The organism is Cellvibrio sp. QJXJ (assembly GCF_024452345.1).
Lineage (GTDB): Bacteria > Pseudomonadota > Gammaproteobacteria > Pseudomonadales > Cellvibrionaceae > Cellvibrio.
Map to the genome: position 1 here is coordinate 2,634,140 of NZ_CP101662.1, position 19,351 is coordinate 2,653,490.

Genomic DNA, 19,351 nt, shown 5'->3' on the forward strand with positions numbered 1-19,351 from the left:
GGGCCTTTGTTTATTGAGATAAGAGTCTATAACCCTATGCGCGTCCTGCCCTGTTTGATGCTCAGCACCCTGGTATTGCTGACTGCCTGCTCCTCCAAAGAGCCCGAATACACCACCGAAGCGGATTTGTACAATGCCGCCGAACAGCAACTTGAACGCAGCCAGTGGGAATCCGCCATTCGGAACCTTAACTCGCTCGAAGAAAACTTTCCCTTTGGCACCTATGCAGAACAGGCGCAATTGGAGCTGATCTACGCCCAGTACAGCTCGGGTGAACCCGATGCAGCCATCGCCACCGCCAACCGTTTTATTCGCTTGCACCCCCAACATCGCAATGTTGATTATGCCTACTACATGCTGGGCATGAGCTCCTTTACCAAAGATAAAGGCATGTTTGAGCGGGTGATGCCGGTGGATACGTCTAAACGTGACCCGGGCGCGGCGCGGGAATCACTCGCCAATTTTACCCAATTACTCAATCGTTTTCCCGATAGCGCCTACGCCGCCGATGCCAAGAAGCGCATGTTACACCTGCGCAACCACTTGGCGCGCTATGAAATTCACGTCGCTAACTATTACTTCAAGCGCGGTGCCTATCTGGCAGCGGTAGCACGCGGCCGCTATGTACTGGAAAATTTCCCGCAAACCCCGGCCATTCCTGATGCATTGGCAGTCATGGTGCAGGGTTATTACCTGATGAAGATGGATAGCCAGGCAGAGGAAATGCTGGAAATCCTTAAGCTCAACTACGCAGATTACCCGGCACTGGATAACAACGGCCGCTTTGATCAGGAGTACATGTTCAACAATGGTCGTTCACGCTGGCTCGCCTACCTGACTCTTGGTCTATTCAGCAAAGATGACATTACCGGTTTTGATACCCGCGCCCTATACGACCCGCAATTCAAAAGACCCGATACTAGTGTTGCGCGCGCCAACTAATTAACGCGCCACACCAGAGTCATAAAGCCAGATAATAAAGGCCGCACTGCGGCCTTTATTGTTTTTACGATTAACGATGATTACCTAATCACCCAATTTCCAGCCCGAGGTGATCGGGTAGCGGCGATCGCGACCAAAACCGCGCTGGCTAATACGCACTCCCACCGGCGCCTGACGACGCTTGTATTCGTTGATATCCACCAAGCGCACTACACGCTCTACCTGCTCACGCACAAAACCCTCACAGATAATCGCTTCCGCGCTAAAGTCCTGTTCCACATAAAGTTCCAGAATACGGTCGAGCACATCGTAGGGTGGCAGGCTGTCTTCGTCTTTTTGATCAGGCGCCAACTCCGCTGAGGGTGGACGGGTGATCACCGTCTCGGGGATTACCGGGCTAAGGGTATTGCGATAGCGCGACAGCGCAAACACCAGGGTTTTAGGCACATCTTTCAGCGCATCAAAACCACCAGCCATGTCGCCGTACAGTGTGGAGTAACCCACCGCCATTTCACTTTTATTGCCGGTAGTCAGTACCAGGCAACCTTTTTTGTTGGAAATTGCCATCAACAATACACCGCGACAGCGCGCCTGCAGATTCTCCTCGGTAGTATCACGTTTGGTGCCCGCAAACTCATCACTGAGTGCTGCCATAAAGGCTTCGTACATGGGCTCAATACTGATTGAGCTGTAGCGCACACCGAGCCGAGCAGCTTCATCGGCTGCATCGTTTTTACTCAGGTCAGAGGTGTAGCGAAAGGGCATCATCACGGCTTCGACACGGTCAGCGCCCAATGCATCCACCGCCATCGCCAGGGTTAATGCGGAATCGATACCGCCGGATAAACCCAGCACCACGCCTTGGAAGCGATTTTTATTGACATAATCGCGCATACCCAGCACCAGCGCCTGATATACAGCAGCTGTATTCTCGGGAATAGGTGCGAGCGATTGGGGAGATACAGCAACGCCAGTGCTACTGCAATCGAGCACCACCGGGAAATCACCTTCATCAAACGCTGGCGCACGGAATTGGGTTGCACCACTGGCGTCCACCACCACTGAGCCACCATCAAACACTAACTCGTCCTGCCCACCGACCAAATTGGCGTAAACAACCGGCATCGCCCCCTCGCGGGCGCGCTGCGCAACTATGGCTTCGCGCTCAAGCTGTTTACGCTGATGGTAAGGTGATGCGTTGAGACTAATCATCAACTGCGCACCTGCGGCTTTGGCCTGTGCCATAGGTTGCGGATACCAAATATCCTCACACACACTGAGCGCCGTCGGGACCCCTTTTAAGTTGAAAACAACGGCGGAATCCCCCGCAGCAAAATAGCGTTTTTCATCAAATACCTGGTAGTTCGGTAACTGCTGCTTGGCATATTCCGCGATCAACTGGCCATCAGCAATGACACCCGCCATATTGAATAGCTGGCCATTTTTGCTGCGCGGATAGCCCACAATCAACGCCACAGGCAGCTTGGCAGCAATAATTTCGTTAAGTGCGCGCTCAATACGCAAATCCAAACTCGGGCGCAGCAGTAAATCTTCAGGTGGATAGCCCGTGAGGGTTAGTTCGGGAAATATCACCGCATCCACCGGTCCTTGTGCCAGCGCAGCGCGGGCAGAGGCCAATACCTTGGCGGTATTACCGGGAATATCCCCAACCAAGGTATTAATTTGGGCAAGCGTCAAATATAAATGCGACATAGGAATTCATGATTATCAAAGAGTAAAAAAAACTGACGCGATAATATCGTGCGAATAACTGTCAGGGGCGGCAGCAGAAGTTATGGAAAAATGGCAGAATTAGCGCACTCGCACCGAACCTGACAATCCACTTGTGCGCCACCAGCAAGATGACACGCTCATTCAGGTTCAATTGTTACAGACGTGCATTGTCCGTGAAATAAACCGTTAAAGCCAAGCGGATTTTGTCAGCTACCGAAAAAGGAACCTCCATACATCATGTCCCACGCGCCGCTCGCCAGCCCACAGGGCTATAACCCCTACGACCTGCTGCGTATCTATACCTATTACCGCACCCTGCTCGGTAGCGTATTGTTGTTGATGTTCCAAATCGAGTTTGCCCCGAAAATTCTGGGGAACGACAATCCGCAGCTCTTTTTCTACAGCTCCATCGGTTACACCGCGATTAACTTTATGACCCTGATTGTGATGTGGCGGGTTAAATACGCGCCCTCACAAACCAAACTCTTTAGCTCACTGCTGATCGATGTAATCGCTATCAGTTTGTTGATGCATGCCAGCGGTGGTGCGACCAGCGGTTTGGGTTATTTGCTACTGATTGCGATTGCGGCCGGCGGCATTATGTTGCGCGAGCGTATATCATTCTTCCTCGCAGCCATCACCACGATTGTCGTGATTAGCGAAGGAGCCTATCGATTTATTATTCTCACGCAAGACAACAAAGCGGTATTTACCTCGGGCACACTCAGTGCCCTCGCCTTTCTTACCGCACTCCTATTTCAACATCTCACGAAAAAAATCCGCCTCTCCTATGCCGAAGCTGAAAGCCAAGCCAAACAGGCGGCGCATTTGCAAAAACTGGCGCAGCTGATTGTCGAAAGAATGCGCACAGGGATATTGGTACTCAACAACCAACTGACTATTGAATTACACAACCATGCAGCTCTCAAACTGCTAGGCATCAACAGCGACAGTGTTGAGAATATTCCACTCAGTCAGTTTCCCGACCTCTATAAAAAACACCAATCCTGGCAGCGCAATAGCAGCGATCACTCACCTTTTTTAAAAATTGAAGGTGAAACCAGCAATGAAATTAAAGTCAACTTTGCCTACCTTGAAGCCGACAAAACCAATGAAGTATTAATCTTTTTGGAAGATGTGCGCTCGCTCAATCAACAGGCACAACAATTGAAACTGGCATCGCTGGGGCGATTAACCGCCAGTATCGCCCATGAAATTCGCAATCCACTCGGCGCCATTAGCCACGCCAGTCAATTACTGGCAGAGTCACCGCAGCTGCCACAGAGCGATGTGCGACTGCTCGATATCATCAACAATCACAGCACGCGCGTGAACCAAATTATTGAAAATATTTTGCAGCTCTCCCGCCGTCGGCCAACACAAACCTTACCGATTAACTTGCGGGAATGGATTCCAACTTTTATCAACGACTATAAGGCGAGTAAGACTAATGGCCCGCAATTGGAAATTGCGTTACTGGAGAAAAATCTGCGCAATAATCGTAACAATGGCACAGGCACTGTAAATAGTGATGGAGCGCTGGAAGCCAAGTTCGACACCAGCCAATTGACTCAAGTGCTAAGTAACCTGTGCGACAACGGACTGCGCTATAGCAATAAAAAAACCGGGCGCCCTGATTTACGCCTGGAAATTGGGGTGGACATCAGCCAACACCAACCCTATATTCGTGTGATTGATTATGGCCCTGGCATTAGTGATGAAAACATCAAGCATTTGTTCGAGCCATTTTTTACCACCGAAAACACTGGCTCCGGTTTAGGGCTTTATATTTGCAAAGAGCTATGCGAAGCCAATCAGGCAATCATTTCCTACAAGCGCACACCGCAGGGTGAAAGTTGTTTTCACTTACAACTCGCCCACCCTGATAAAGCTTCCTAACTTGAATAACACTTTCTTGAATGCCGTTTGCGAGCAATAACAAATGACAGAAAAACGCGCTCTAATTATCGATGACGAACCGGACATCCGTGAACTGTTGGAAATTACGCTCGGTCGCATGCAAATTTGCACCGACACCGCAGACTCAGTTGCCAACGCCAAACAAATGTTGGCCAATCACCAATATGATTTATGCTTGACCGATATGCGCCTGCCCGACGGCAAAGGCTTGGAGATTGTTGAACTCATTCAACAGCGTTACCCACAGCTCCCTGTAGCGGTGATTACTGCTCACGGCAGTGTGGATGCCGCGATAGAATCCATGAAAGCAGGGGCGTTTGATTTCATTTCCAAACCGGTGAATCTCGCCACCTTGCGCAAACTGGTGAATACGGCAATTGAAGCCAGCCAGTTAGCACCACAACCAGTCCCCAAACTCACACCAATTATTGGTGACTCAAAAGCAATTCAGGATTTAATCCGCAGTATTGAAAAATTAGCCCGCTCGCAAGCGCCGGTTTATATCAGCGGTGAATCAGGCTCAGGAAAGGAATTAGTCGCCCACTCTATTCACGACCTGGGGCCGCGCGCCAACAATCCGTTTATCGCCGTCAACTGCGGCGCGATACCGCGCGAATTGATGGAGAGCGAATTTTTTGGTCACAAAAAAGGCAGCTTCACCGGCGCGCATCAAGACAAAATTGGTTTGTTCCAAGCAGCCGAGGGCGGCACATTATTTTTCGATGAAGTCGCCGATTTACCGCTGGACATGCAAGTCAAACTTCTGCGCGCCATTCAGGAGAAATCGGTTCGCCCCGTGGGTGCGGCGGAAGAAATTAATACCGATGTTCGTATTTTATGTGCGACTCATAAAAATCTTGAAGAAGAGGTCAAAGAAGGACGTTTTCGTCAGGACTTATTTTACCGCCTGAATGTAATTCAATTAGCAGTCGCCCCGCTGCGTGAGCGACGGGAAGACATTCCCCTACTCACCCAACACTTGCTGCGAAAACTCGCCACCGAAATAAATTTGCCTAGCCCCAGTATTTCACCAGCAGCACAAAACGCACTAAACAATTACCACTTCCCCGGCAATGTGCGTGAGCTGGAAAATATTCTTGAGCGCGCATTTACACTGTGTGAAAGCAATCGGATTGATGCAGATGATTTGCAACTGCGCAGTGCAGCGCAAGGCTTATCCTTTGCGGCTGAAAAATCATTTAGCAGCAACTTTAACGGCAACAAAACCAATCAGCAGGAACGCATAGGCGTTGACTATCCAGCTCGCTGCGCAGAGTACTCATCACTGGATGAATATCTGCAAGATGTTGAAAAAGAAATTCTCTGTCACGCCCTGGAACAAGCCAAGTGGAACAAAACACTCGCGGCAAAACATTTGGGAATCAGCTTTCGCTCGCTGAGGTACCGGCTGCAAAAGCTGGGATTGGATGATGAGTAAAAGCGGGGGAGAAGGAAGCTATTATTCAATAAAAAGCGCCACTGTTTTACCTGCAGCGCTTCTATAAAGGTAGTTTTAAGCTAAATGGATAACTAAAGCTACCAACAATTATCTGTATTATCCGCATTACCTGATGTAAAGGCCGCTCTTACACCAAGCTGATTAAGAGTAAATCGGTCGCAGTCGTCATCGCTATCTTGACGCCCACCGGCAACTGGCGTTGCCGTCAGCAAATAAGTCGCAGCAGCCAAATCTCCCGCAGCCGCGATGCGCACAGAATAAAAACCTTCTGTAGAAGTAATTCCTCCTGCGCCCTGTATCTCATCTACCACGGTGCAAGTTCCAGGAGCAGGATTATACCGACCATGAGCAGTGAAGCAGCGCTGCAGGCGTTGGGCCACATCACTCAATGCGACCTTTGCATCCGAGCGATTGCTTTTTTGCACTTGTTTCAAATAAGAGGGATAAGCAATACCAGCAAGAATGCCAATAATCGCCACCCCTATCATCAACTCAATCAAGGTAAAACCACTAACATCTTTGCGCATAAAAACCCCTTATTTTATTTGACGCCAGGACATGCGACCGCGAGAGCCTGCGCCCGCCTGCCCCTCAAAAACCTCAAGCGCGGAGCCTGGATTTTCAGCCTCTGACGTTAAGCTACTACCAACAATAAATACATTTTCTCCAGACATGATCGGCAACAGGTCACCTACAATAGGTTCGAGCAAACGACCATTCTTGTTATTTTTTAGCACCGTTAAACCAATAAATCTGTCACCAACGCCCGTTAATTCCATCAACCATCCAGAGCCACCATTGGAGCATTGGTAAGCTTCTGGGATAAATGTGTTAACAATCAAGCGATCAAATAATAACAACGGTTTGGCAATTACACGCTCACCCTTGGCTATATTTGAGAATATAAGATCCAAATACCAACCGCTCCGTGAGGGAGTCGATGAAGTCCAATCAACTGCTGGCGTTTCAGTGGTTACTCCGTTTAATGTTGTCACAGTGGTCGCATCAGGAGAAACGGTTCTCTGGGTGGCTGATTCAGTATCAATACTTTTCCGAACTAGAACAGAATTGCGATTCGCCACCGTCAACGAAATTGCGTTATTCGTATCAGCAATCGCGTAGATACTTTGCACTGCAAGGCTACTCAAGTCATTCAACTCCGAATACCTACCAGTACCAAAGTACACCATTACCGATGGAACAGCATTAGCACCATTACCAACCATTTTTTTAGCGTTACGACCCAACGTTGGAGTGCCGGTAATGGGCTGCGGGTTACCACTTCCATCGATTACTTTGATCAACGGATTTCCATTAAAACTTGCTTTCCACTGGCTTTGATTAGAACTTGTTAGATCAAATTTCCACATATTTCCCTTTATGTCACCGGCATACGCATAAGTGCTCACACCATCACCATTCGGCAGTAAAGCTGCACCCGAAAGGCCATTACCAGTAATAGTATTTTTGGTTGTTATGGCGTTGAAGACACTTGGATTTTGAACATTGATAGCAATCAACTTGGCAATACCATTCACACTCTCGGTGCCATTACCAAAAATTGCCGTCCAACTTTCATCCGCCGTTGGTACGATCAACATTTTGGACGTGCTGTAACCCAAGTCATTACTGAGTAGCGGATTGGAGTCTCCAGCATAAATGTCAAAGATCACTCTCGGGGCGTTACTGGATCCATTCAGCACATCAGTAACATCAAGCAAATACGCACCACGCCCACCAGCCCCCAGAGTTCCGCCTACCAGAGTGCGCCAGGTTTTGACGCCATTGTGCTCAATAAAGACATCACCAACGTAGACAGGACCATCAACAGTGTAAGCATGTTGGTAGTCTGTCTTTGAGAGAGACGCTAGCTTGCTGTAAACGCCGCGAGGAATGAATGCAAACAATTCCTGCCCATTGGCTGCATTGAAAGCATGCAGCATACCGTCGTTAGCGCCAACAAATACCGCTTTGGTTCTCTCCGCTTTACCTGGCGAATCACTTGGATCTTCTGTGCCCAACAAATAATTTTCATATGTAGATGCCCCATAAGCAGCGGGTAATAGATTGTAACGCTGATTGTTTGCGCCGGCGTAAGCAGGATCAGAATTAATAATATCGCCCAATAAATAAGTGCGAGGGCGCAAGCTCTCTATGGGCTTACCAATTAACCACTGATAACGCAAAGTCGCTTTGGTGTAATCCGCTTCCGCGGCTAACTTGAATGCATTGCGCAGAGCTGTAGGGGCTGTATCAAAACCAGAAGCAGTAAGTGCTACAGCAGCTGTACCATTGTAGGTATAGATATTCCGCGAAATATTTTCACTTGGCTTCAGAGTATCGTTTGTATCCCAGGCTTTATTGGCTGCGTCTATAGTGCCATCATCCTTTATTGGAAATGCCTGCAAACTACCACTCCAATCACGGCTATCAAACAACGCCTGAAAGATATTGGTATCAGAATCGATACGGGTAGAGTTGGAGGCTACGGTTGTAGAGGACCCTGTTCTTGAAAGAGCATCAAAAACTGCACGAAGACTCTCCTCTAACTTGCGAGGGTCAACAGCTTTGAAATAAGTTTCTGGATTTGAGGTAGCAATACTCGCAGCAGTGGCGTTATCGTTTTTGTAGCCACCCCACTTGGCTGCATATTTTAATGCCGGCTCCAGGAGCTTCGCATTGGAAGTTCCAACGGTGAATTGTTTAGATGTCGCGGTATCACCGGTTTGACAATTTACACAATCACCGCTTGAGAAACCTTCAATCCCAGAGTGAACATGAAAGCCATCATTAGTGGTTCCGCCAATGATGTAACCGAAACCCATGTCGTATATGGTAGATTCAGCCACTACATCTGTAGTCACAGTAACCTTATTTGCTGTGATTTTATAATCAATTACTCCCCACATATCCTGATCATAATCACCACCTTGCTCCGTATCCTCCCAGCTAACATAAAGCTTTCCTGAGTTTTCGGTTGCTGAATCAGAAATCTGGGAAACCACTTTGAAATCAACAATTGCACAGTTGCCGTTTGGAGAAAAATCGATATTTCTACAAGCAGGCAATATAGATATTTTCTGAGTCGAGCCAGGCACGGGTACGACAACGTTTGGTACAGCTGCCGCCAGTGATACCCCATATGTTTTTGGTTTCTTGCGGTCTGAACCTATACCAGCAGAGCGAGCTTTGTGAGCCAAACCTGCGATTTTATAGCTTCCTTCCAGCCGCGGTGCCTCGGGGCATGAGCCTTTGACAGAGGCCAGACTGGTGATCAATTTTGGTGTACACAACTGATTATTATTGGTTCCATTTTCACCGACAAAGTAACTATTGTTATGAATACTCTCCGATGTACCAATAAAGTTAGTTGCTGTATCCAGGTCGCCTATCGTTGCAGGAACATTATCCAGATTGTCAGAATCATAAGACGTCATGGATGCATCAAACTGGATAATATTAATTGGCGCACAGTAATTTCCGGCAGGTGCTGGAGTGATAGGGTCTACCCAGGTAGCAACCCTATCTAGTCCAGGAATAAACGCTGAGTCATCCGAATCAAATTGCGGAGAGGCGGTACCGCTTAAATAGCGCAGTGATTCAAGGTAAATTTCAGCTTGAGGGTTGCCCCAGTTAACACACTGACCATTACTGAAGCTGCTGGTACCCCATAAGCAACCATCATTCTGGGAAGCACCTGGCGTATTCACTACGTGGCTGTTGTTGTGATAGAGACCAAGCCCCTGTCCATAGCGATAGCCATATATTCTCAAGGAGTCCAAGGTTTTAATAATGCTTTTGCCGCCGGTAGGAACCTGGAAAATACCGTTTGAATTGATTTCATCGGTAATTGAACCAACCTGCTTGCGCAACACCCCGCCGGATTTATTTTTACCGTAAGAGCCCGTAATTAACCCAAAATGCTGGGTACTTGCATACTCTTGCAGCAAGCCAGTCGGTTTGTAGACTGTGTCACCCGCATAACCAAGGCACTTTTCATTATTTTTGTCTGCGCTCAACGCCAGGAGGTTAGTAACGCACACTGAAACTCTCGCCACATATTCCCCCGCTGCAGAGCCTGTGCCCAACTTATGAGCATCAATTGGGCTGTCGGAATAGGCATCTATTCCACTAAGAGCGGAGCTGTTTCCGTTTACGCCAACACTTGTATCATTTATCGAAGATTGCCAACGGCACTGCCAGCGCTCGTTACTTGCCCAAAGACTATAGTTGCCACGTGCAACGAGGAGTAAAGGCCGAGCACCAGCAGTACTTGTTGCCGCCTGTGAGAGGGTCGCAGTACCGGGGTCAGAAGTATTACAAATGGTGATGCCTTGCTCCCTTGCCACTGTTGAGCCGGTATTAACCGCGAAAGGCGTAAGCTGTGGCAGATCAGCTCCTGCATAGTATTTGGCAAAAGAGTGCGCATCGGTTGGTAAATATGCACGCTCTAATACTGTAGCCGAAGTAGTGTCAATAAAACGCATTCCGCCGTAAAGCATCTTGCGAATTGCATCAACTCGGGTCATGGATGCCCAGTTGAGGAAATTTCCACTCCACTGATTGGACGCCGAGGAATTACAATATTTGTTAGCAGCAAAAGAGGCGGGATTAAAACGGTTATCCGTTGTGCTGTATGTATAACACTTATAGCTATCAAAGTAGCCGTAATAATCAAAGCCATGTACATAAGTTGTATCAGGGGCGCCATCAGGGTCTTTACCATAATTGGCATTCACTACGTTATTTATGGTTGCCCTGCTATCGGTAATATCAGAATAATCATCATATAACTTGAAAAATAATTGATGATCTCGCGACATATTTAACATGGTTACCGGCTTTACTTGTGACACAAGAAAGAGCGGCATCTGAAAAGGCTCAGCCTGTGCAGAATGTGTAACAGCCAAAGCCACACTGCCCGCCGAAAGAGCAATCAAAGCGTGTTTATGCAATTTGGCAAATAGATTAGAAATTCGCATGAATGATATTCTCCAACGCATAAATAAATAGTTAGCGAGCAAAAGTAGTTTGCAAAATCACTTCGGTGTCTTCCGTTAAACCAAGCGCTCGGGAGGTGATACGGAAATATTCAGCCTCATTCATTTTTTCCAAGCTTTCGTGATCGACCGCACTACCTTGACTAGCAGCAAGCCCGGTAACTATTACCTTTTCGATGGTATAGCGAGGCTGCTCAACTACACCACTCACGGTATCGTCCGGCAACAACACACTGTTAGCTTCCCATTCGTCTTTATCCCAAGTTGTTGGTCGCGTCTTGAGCGCCGGTTGTTTATTTAAATCTGGCCAATAACCGATTTCACTCCCGGTAAAACTGGGCAACAATCCCGAACTAAGCTTGGCCTCACCGCGCCGCAAGGCAGCCTCAGCAGACTGGAACGCAATATTTCTATCGCGCATATTGCCCGCCATACGCTCTTGTAAATCGCTGCCGCGAATTGAGGCAAGACCAATCACGGTGAGGATCAGCAGGAGCACCAAGCCGACAATAAGCACGGCACCAGTTTGCTGCTTGATAACAATTGTTTGCGGTTTCATAAGCATGTCCAGAACCTAATTTGTTTTAAAAAGAGCGACTGCGAATACCAATTGTCGTGCTAAAAACTTGGCGTAAACGTCTATCCGCTGGATCCGGCTCTATATTGTCTACACCTTCAAAGCTATATTTCTGCATTTCCGGGAGTACACCATCATCAATACTGGCGACCAATAGCTCAACGCGCAAAGCAACCACTTTTTCCCAATCCGCCACATTGATAATTTCACCCGCCAATCGATAATTATCAGGTACATAGTCTTCATTGCTATCTACCCCGTAGCGGACACTCATATCCTCTACACCTTCCAACAACTCAAGGTTCACACCATTGATGTTTTGCCAAAGACTAGGGCGACCCGAGGTACCATCGGCAATAAAATAGGTAACGTTTGTAGCAGATAAAATTTCTGAACCCGGTTTGAACTTTTCGTCGTCACTACCGGAGTTCCCCCCCCAACTGGCATTAGCATTGCCGGGTGAGTAACTATTATTCCCACTGTGAACGACATTCATTTCGGTACTCCCCTGAACGGTCTGAAGATTCACCACTTGGAAAACACGAGCCTTGGTACAATCAGTGACCACCAAAATATCACCTTCGCAAATACCACTCACACGATCACCACCGTCAGAGCATGCACCATCCTCTATGCCTGTGTTGTTGGCAAACAATGTTCCAGACATATTATTTTTAGTAACGGAAACACCCGAACCATAAGCACCGCGCAACACAAATAAATCGGTATTCACCTTTGGTGCAGGAACCAATCCATGGCCAACAGGCAAAGTCCCTGCGGTGTAGCCCATGATGGCCGTATTGAAATCATATTTATAACTGGAGCTGTTATTGAGCATATTGCTTACTTTCATTTCCGATGAGCGCGTAGCACATCCCATATAACCGGCCATGCGAATATCGCGCGCCAAAAAATCGATAGCCAAGCGCCCAGTTTCTTGTATGCGGGACAGCGCTTGCTGGGTTGTGTAAACCGTTTTGCTGGAGATAAATACTTGCAACACACCGGTGATCAAAATCAAACCCAATGTGATGGCAATCATGAGCTCAATCAGTGATAAACCTTTCTGCTTCTTCATAGATCAGCTCTCAAATAACCGACGTAAATTCAAATTCACTGGTTGCCTCTGCAGCGACATCCTCATCATCATCGTTCTCATCGAATAACGAAGAGTCTTTCCATTTAATAGAGACGGTACAAATACGGGTTGCCTGCACACAGGCAATCTTACCTTTGCCTTCAGGCAAATCTTTCTCAAGCCTTGCGCGCCAATCTGCAACGTCTGCAGACGCGACAGCGTTACCGGCTGGATCAGCCTCATAATCAGCAGTATAAGCGGATAACCGGTTATCGCCGTCGGTACCGCGGTTGATGCGCATACGATCCATAATGTCGTAAGCGTGAATGTTGGCCTGTGAGCGCATAAATGCGCTCTGATTAAACTGTAATGAGCGAGTCTGCAAAGTCGCCATTGCCAACAGTGAAGTTGCAAGCACTAGCACAGTAATAGCCACTTCGATAAGTGTGGCGCCTGATTGTATTTTTTTATTGACCATAACCCTTCCTCACCTATGGGCATGCTTGTTTGGTGGTGCTTAACATTCCCGCCAAACCTACATCAATTTGGGTAGCGGCATTACCTTTGCAATCCGTCACCCGAGCGGTAAAGCGACGCCCCAGTTGATCCACCCGAGCGAGCGCCCCAGTACTGTTAAAACGAATAAAACTGACATCGGTGGCGGTACCGGTTTTCCGGGCACTGATCACCGCCAAGGGGTTAAGATCGCTCCAATAACGCAAAACTGTCCCCACGGTTACTGCGGCTGTACTGTCTGCCGCCGCATCATCAATAAATACCAGCCATCCCTCTTTCCAATTGTTCGCTGCCAAACAAGTGGCGCCATCATTAGAAGCGCAAATAGAAACCCGTTTGGCCCGCTTCACTGCTTCAGATCGAGCATAGTTAAGCGCGCCCGCCAATTCAGAACCAAGAGCACTGGAGCTATTGTTGCGCATAGTTTGATTAAAACTTGGGATCGCTATACCTAGGGCAATCGCAGCAACAGCCAAGGTGACCATTAACTCAACAAGAGTGAAACCTTTTATTTTCCCCATCATCTATGCCTATTTACGATAAATACCGAGACAAAAGTAAAGTTGTCGCCCATGGCTGATGTCGCTCTAGACAATTAACTTCTACCACTTTATATTCCTTTCAAGGTATCACATCCTCTCTATACCTCGAGCAAGGGTGCGATATCCGGTCAACAAGGAAGCATGAACGGCTACAACCTCATGCTATGTTTATTTAGTCATGACAACCAACCACGGAGGGTCCCCCCATGAAACCGCAAGGTTTTACTCTGATTGAATTAATGATTTGCCTGCTAGTGTTAGCAATCATCCTCGCTCTGGGCATTCCCAGCTTTTCAGAGCAGTTCAAAAACATCAAAACCAAAGTAGCGATGCACGATCTATTGCGCGCAATAGAGTCAGCACGAACTCTCGCAGTGACCAGCAATAAACGTACGGTATTACTTGCAAACCAGGAAGATTGGAAACAAGGGTGGACTCTATTTATTGATGAGAATGATGACGGGGAGCTAAACGGGGAAGAGACCTTAAAGCAGGAGAAGAGCGCGCTGACAAAAGTAAAAATCGATGCCAATACCCATGTGGAAAAATATGTATCCTTCATTGGCACCGGTGAAGGAAGGAAACTGGGAATAAATAACACCGGCGCATTTCAGGTGGGAACCATCAAAATTTGTCCATACACAGAGGGTAGTGGTTATGCACTGGTACTATCGCGTGGAGGAAGAACCAGAGTTAAAACGCTGACAAAAACAGAATGCGATGAAATTAACTAAATAATAAATAACTGCGCTGCTGCAGTTTTATTGCCGCAGCGCTTTAGGTAGAGAAAAGCTGATATTTTCAGGAGTGCCGTCCATTTCGATTGGCACTTGTGCGCCGCAGGCTTTTAATTTGTCGATGACCTGTTTCACCAAAATTTCTGGCGCAGAAGCACCAGCGGTAATACCAATGCTGGTGCGATTTTTAATCCACTCCGGATTAATATCTTCAGGTCCATCGATTAAATAAGCTTCCGTTCCACAGCGCTCGGCCAATTCGCGCAAACGATTTGAGTTGGACGAGTTAGGTGAGCCAACAACAAGAACCAAATCACACTCTAACGCGAGCTGACGCACAGCATCCTGGCGATTGGTAGTTGCATAGCAAATATCATCGCGGCGCGGCCCCTGAATCTTGGGGAATTTATTGCGTAGCGCTTCAATTACCTTGGCAGTGTCATCCATAGAAAGCGTGGTCTGGGTAACGTAGGCAAGGTTTTCCGGGTCATGCACTACAAGTGCATCAACATCAGCCTCATCTTCTACCAAATAAATTGCACCGCCGTTACTGGTACTGTACTGCCCCATGGTGCCCTCAACTTCCGGGTGACCTTCGTGACCAATCAAAATACATTCGCGACCTTCGCGACTGTAGCGTGTCACTTCGATATGCACCTTGGTTACCAGTGGACAGGTCGCATCAAACACCTGCAAGCCGCGCGCCTCTGCTTCTTGCCGTACCGCTTGCGATACACCATGGGCGCTAAAAATAAGAATCACATCATCAGGAACTTGATCCACTTCGTCGACAAAAATTGCACCGCGCTCGCGCAGAGAATCCACCACAAATTTGTTATGCACAACTTCATGACGCACATAAATTGGGGCACCAAAAACATCAAGCGCGCGGTTCACTATATCAATTGCGCGGTCGACACCCGCACAAAAACCACGGGGATTGGCGAGTTTGATTTGAGTCATGATCAGTGCACCTGAACCGGTTCGATTTTGAGAATAGCGACTTCAAATAAGATATCGCGACCCGCCAAGGGATGGTTAAAATCAACCACCACTACATCTTCATCAAAGCGTACAACGACACCGGGAAGCTCGGTTTTTTGCGCGTCAGCAAAAGACAGCATTAGGCCTTCGCTCAACTCTAAATCCGGGCTGAACTGGCTGCGTGCAATCTCTTGAATATTATTCGGATTGCGTTGACCAAATCCGTCTTCCGGTTTGATTACCACCGTTTTATGCTCACCTTCGAGCATGCCGAACAATGCCTTCTCAAAACCAGGTAATAGATTGCCATCACCAACAGTAAAGGTCGCTGGGTCGCGCTCGAAATTGGTATCCACCAATTCGCCATTGTCCAACTGCAAGGCAAAATGCAAGGTGATTTTTGTGCCGGGACCAATTGCTAATTCACGCATTCGCTGGTTTCTCTTTGCTAAATAACATATCGATAATCAATACCGCCGCACCCAAAGTAATCGCTGAGTCTGCGATATTGAATGCTGGCCAATAATTATCGTGATAATGCACCACAATAAAATCCACTACATGGCCGAGCACAATACGATCATAGAGATTGCCTAATGCACCACCAAGAATAAATGCCAACGCAAAAGCCTCGCGCGGTTTTTGCTGCGCCGTGCGTGAAATCCACACACTCAACAGCACGCTAGCGGCAATAGCGATAACGGCAAAAAACCAGCGCTGCCAACCACCCGCACCGGCAAGAAAACTAAACGCTGCACCAGGATTGTAAGCCAAGGTGAAATTAAAAAATGAGGTAAAGACTTTCGTCTCGCCATATTCAAACGCTGCTTCTATGGCATGTTTACTGGCTTGATCCAGTGCCACTATCACCAGTGCAACGAGATACCAGAACCAAGATTTTTGGTAGATTTTGTCTGCCATTATTTTCGTTTCACCATGATTGATTATTGACAACACCTATGGGGCCCCGCTTGCTGAGCCCAATAAACATCCAATAAAAATATTTGCACAGACAGGGCGCGGCAAGCAGCGCCCCTGCAAAAGTAATTACGCGAACTGGCGGGTTTCGCCCGCACCATCCACGTTTTCCACACAGCGCAAGCAAATAGTTGGGTGCGTTGTATTTGCACCCACATCTGCACGATGATGCCAGCAGCGTTCGCATTTCGCGTGTTCGGATTTTTTCACTGCCACCTGCAGACCAACAACATCGGTTGCAACTGCATTATGCGCTTCGCCAAGTGGACGAATTACCGCTGTGGAGGTGATCAACACAAAACGCAATTCATTGGCGAGTTTTTGTAATTCGATTTGCAATTTTTCATCGCAATACAAAATCACTTCCGCGCCTAATGAACCACCCACTTCACCCGCAGTACGTTTTGCTTCCAGCACTTTGTTTACGGCATCTTTCACTTGCGCGATCAATTCCCAGTAGCTGTCAGCAAAGGAGTCCGCTGGCATTGTGGGCAACTGATACCACTCAGCAACAAACACATTCGCTTCGCGCTCACCCGCAATTTCTTTCCAGATTTCATCGGCAGTGAAACTTAAAATCGGCGCGATCCAGCGCACCATTGCTTCAATTACATATTGCAAAGCAGTTTGCGCCGAACGGCGCGCAAGCGCATCGCCTTTTACGGTGTACTGACGATCTTTAATAATATCGAGATAGAAACCACCTAATTCTACAACACAGAAATTGTGCAATTTTTGGTAGATCAAATGTAATTGGTAGCTATCGTAAGCAGCGATAATTTCTTGCTGCAACTGCGCAGTGCGCGCCACAATCCAGCGATCCAGTTGCAGCATATTTCCAACTGGCACAGTATCAGCTGCCGGATTAAATCCAGTGAGATTGGACAAAATAAACCGCGCAGTATTGCGGATACGTCGATAAGAATCGGCAGTGCGTTTCAGAATTTCATCCGACACACTCATCTCGGTGCTGAAATCTGTAGCAGCAACCCACAGGCGCAACACATCTGCACCCAAATCGTTCATCACTTTTTGCGGCGGGATTACATTGCCAATCGACTTGGACATCTTGCGACCCTGCGCATCCACTACAAAACCATGGGTCAACACGGTTTTGTAAGGTGGAACCGCATGCATCGCCATGGAGGTTTTGAGCGATGATTGGAACCAACCGCGATGCTGGTCTGAACCTTCGAGATATAAATCGGCGGGAAAACGCAGACCGGCGCGCTGTGCAAGCACGGCGTAATGGGTCACACCGGAATCGAACCATACATCGAGAGTATCAGTCACTTTTTGATATTTATCGGCATCCGCGCCGAGCAATTCTGCGGCATCCAATTCAAACCAGGCATCCATTCCACCCTGCTCGACTTTTTGTGCAACTGCTTCAATCAGGCGTGCCGTTTCCGGATGCAATTCTTGCGTTTCTTTGTTTACAAATAACGCAATGGGCACGCCCCAAGTGCGCTGCCGGGAGATACACCAATCGGGCGAGGTGGCGAGCATTGCATCGATACGCGCCTTGCCCCAGTCCGGCACCCACTCAACCGACTCCACCGCTTGCGCAACCTGATCGCGCAAATTGTTTTTGCTCATGCTCACAAACCACTGCGGCGTTGCGCGGAAAATCAGCGGGGTTTTGGTGCGCCAGCAGTGCGGGAAACTGTGAGTAATTTTTGCCTGCGCCAGCAATGCATTTTTTTCGATTAATAAAGCGATAACTTTTTCATCGACTTTGTAAACGTGATCGCCCGCGAAAATTTCTACATTCGGGCGATAGGTACCGTGATCGTCGATATAGTTCAGCGTACCTATACCGTATTTCACACCGACATTAAAGTCGTCGGCGCCGTGATCGGGCGCGGTGTGAACAAAGCCGGTACCAGCATCAGTAGTAACATGATCACCGAGAATCACCGGAACCTGACGCGCATAAAAAGGATGCTGCAGCAGCAAGTTTTCCAGCGCAGCACCTTTTACACGGCCAACGATTTCATGGCTTTCAATTTTTGCGCGCGCCAGCACGCTGCCGATTAAGGTTTCTGCAATTAGCAGGCGCTCATCGCCAACTTGCACTAACGCGTAATCAACTTCCGCATTGGCAGACACAGCTTGATTTGCAGGCAATGTCCAAGGTGTAGTGGTCCAAATCACCAAAGAGATTTTTCCGCTGCCACTTAATTCGGTAATGGCTTTTGCAATCCCCGTTTGATCGACAAACGCAAATTTTACGTCGATGGAGAAAGAGGTTTTATCCTGATACTCCACTTCGGCTTCCGCGAGCGCGGAACCGCCGACCACACTCCAATACACAGGTTTAAAACCTTTGTGCAGATGGCCGTTTTCAGCAATTTTACCGAGAGCGCGAATAATGTCGGCTTCGAATTTGTAATCCATGGTGAGATAAGGTTTATCCCACTCACCCAAAACCCCCAAACGCACAAAGTCAGCCTTTTGGCCTTCAACTTGTTTGGCGGCGTATTCGCGGCATTTGTTGCGGAAGGTTTTTACATCCACTTTGTCGCCCGCTTTGCCGATTTTTTTCTCAACATTGTGCTCGATCGGCAAGCCGTGGCAGTCCCAACCCGGCACATAGGGCGCATCAAAACCGCTCAGGGTTTTACTCTTGACAATAATGTCTTTAAGAATTTTGTTGACCGCGTGACCGATATGAATATCGCCGTTGGCGTAGGGTGGGCCGTCATGCAAAATAAATTGCTCGCGGCCAACACGCGCAGCGCGAATCTGTTGGTACAGATCGCTCGCTTGCCATTGTTTCAACATGTCCGGCTCGCGCTGGGCGAGGTTTGCTTTCATCGCAAAACCGGTGTTAGGCAGATTCAGTGTTGTTTTGTAATCGATCATGATTCACGGTCAACTT

The 19,351-nt window shown here is 48.0% G+C and carries 15 protein-coding genes; 4 read left to right on the forward strand and 11 right to left on the reverse strand.

Going from position 1 to position 19,351, the window contains the following annotated elements:
• Positions 1 to 36: 36 nt before the first annotated feature.
• Complete coding sequence (locus tag NNX04_RS11450; protein WP_261945822.1) at positions 37 to 942, forward strand: outer membrane protein assembly factor BamD; 906 nt, start codon at positions 37 to 39, stop codon at positions 940 to 942.
• A gap of 84 nt (positions 943 to 1,026) precedes the next feature.
• Here NNX04_RS11450 and NNX04_RS11455 read toward each other — a convergent pair whose 3' ends face one another.
• The gene (locus NNX04_RS11455) at positions 1,027 to 2,655 is read right to left on the reverse strand and encodes an NAD+ synthase (protein ID WP_261945823.1); all 1,629 of its coding nucleotides are present in this window, start codon (positions 2,653 to 2,655) and stop codon (positions 1,027 to 1,029) included.
• Between the two features lie 258 nt (positions 2,656 to 2,913).
• On the opposite strand from NNX04_RS11455, the gene NNX04_RS11460 reads away from it, so the two are divergent.
• Both NNX04_RS11460 and NNX04_RS11465 read left to right on the forward strand, forming a co-directional pair.
• Positions 2,914 to 4,575, forward strand: a complete 1,662-nt coding sequence (locus tag NNX04_RS11460; RefSeq protein WP_261945824.1) for a sensor histidine kinase — start codon at positions 2,914 to 2,916, stop codon at positions 4,573 to 4,575.
• A gap of 43 nt (positions 4,576 to 4,618) precedes the next feature.
• Positions 4,619 to 6,034, forward strand: a complete 1,416-nt coding sequence (locus NNX04_RS11465) for a sigma-54-dependent transcriptional regulator (protein WP_261945825.1) — start codon at positions 4,619 to 4,621, stop codon at positions 6,032 to 6,034.
• Positions 6,035 to 6,132: 98 nt separating this feature from the next.
• Here NNX04_RS11465 and NNX04_RS11470 read toward each other — a convergent pair whose 3' ends face one another.
• From NNX04_RS11470 to NNX04_RS11495, 6 genes are read right to left on the reverse strand one after another with little or no spacing between them, the layout of a single operon-like run.
• A complete protein-coding gene (locus NNX04_RS11470; RefSeq protein WP_261945826.1) occupies positions 6,133 to 6,582 on the reverse strand; it encodes a type IV pilin protein in 450 nt (149 codons plus the stop codon).
• Positions 6,583 to 6,591: 9 nt separating this feature from the next.
• Positions 6,592 to 11,079: a pilus assembly protein gene (locus NNX04_RS11475; RefSeq protein WP_261945827.1), complete on the reverse strand. Its 4,488-nt coding sequence runs from the start codon at positions 11,077 to 11,079 to the stop codon at positions 6,592 to 6,594.
• On the reverse strand, positions 11,069 to 11,614 hold the full coding sequence (locus NNX04_RS11480) for a pilus assembly PilX family protein (protein WP_261945828.1): 546 nt from the start codon (positions 11,612 to 11,614) through the stop codon (positions 11,069 to 11,071). The genes NNX04_RS11475 and NNX04_RS11480 overlap by 11 nt, the downstream gene beginning before the upstream one ends.
• A 25-nt stretch (positions 11,615 to 11,639) precedes the next feature.
• Positions 11,640 to 12,710 (reverse strand): PilW family protein, encoded by a 1,071-nt coding sequence (locus NNX04_RS11485; RefSeq protein ID WP_261945829.1) that lies wholly within the window; start codon positions 12,708 to 12,710, stop codon positions 11,640 to 11,642.
• Between the two features lie 10 nt (positions 12,711 to 12,720).
• Complete coding sequence (gene pilV, locus NNX04_RS11490; protein ID WP_007640198.1) at positions 12,721 to 13,188, reverse strand: type IV pilus modification protein PilV; 468 nt, start codon at positions 13,186 to 13,188, stop codon at positions 12,721 to 12,723.
• A 13-nt stretch (positions 13,189 to 13,201) separates the two neighbouring features.
• Positions 13,202 to 13,750, reverse strand: a complete 549-nt coding sequence (locus NNX04_RS11495) for a GspH/FimT family pseudopilin (protein WP_261945830.1) — start codon at positions 13,748 to 13,750, stop codon at positions 13,202 to 13,204.
• A gap of 224 nt (positions 13,751 to 13,974) precedes the next feature.
• Here NNX04_RS11495 and NNX04_RS11500 point away from each other — a divergent pair, with 224 nt between their 5' ends.
• Positions 13,975 to 14,502, forward strand: a complete 528-nt coding sequence (locus NNX04_RS11500) for a GspH/FimT family pseudopilin (protein ID WP_261945831.1) — start codon at positions 13,975 to 13,977, stop codon at positions 14,500 to 14,502.
• A gap of 27 nt (positions 14,503 to 14,529) precedes the next feature.
• Here NNX04_RS11500 and ispH read toward each other — a convergent pair whose 3' ends face one another.
• From ispH to ileS, 4 genes are all read right to left on the reverse strand, one after another.
• The gene (ispH, locus tag NNX04_RS11505) at positions 14,530 to 15,468 is read right to left on the reverse strand and encodes a 4-hydroxy-3-methylbut-2-enyl diphosphate reductase (RefSeq protein ID WP_261945832.1); all 939 of its coding nucleotides are present in this window, start codon (positions 15,466 to 15,468) and stop codon (positions 14,530 to 14,532) included.
• A 2-nt stretch (positions 15,469 to 15,470) separates the two neighbouring features.
• Complete coding sequence (locus NNX04_RS11510; protein ID WP_151054425.1) at positions 15,471 to 15,920, reverse strand: FKBP-type peptidyl-prolyl cis-trans isomerase; 450 nt, start codon at positions 15,918 to 15,920, stop codon at positions 15,471 to 15,473.
• Positions 15,913 to 16,410, reverse strand: a complete 498-nt coding sequence (gene lspA / locus NNX04_RS11515) for a signal peptidase II (RefSeq protein ID WP_007640192.1) — start codon at positions 16,408 to 16,410, stop codon at positions 15,913 to 15,915. Before lspA ends, NNX04_RS11510 begins: the two co-directional genes overlap by 8 nt.
• Before the next feature lie 126 nt (positions 16,411 to 16,536).
• A complete protein-coding gene (gene ileS, locus NNX04_RS11520) occupies positions 16,537 to 19,335 on the reverse strand; it encodes an isoleucine--tRNA ligase (RefSeq protein ID WP_261945833.1) in 2,799 nt (932 codons plus the stop codon).
• Positions 19,336 to 19,351 lie beyond the last annotated feature (16 nt).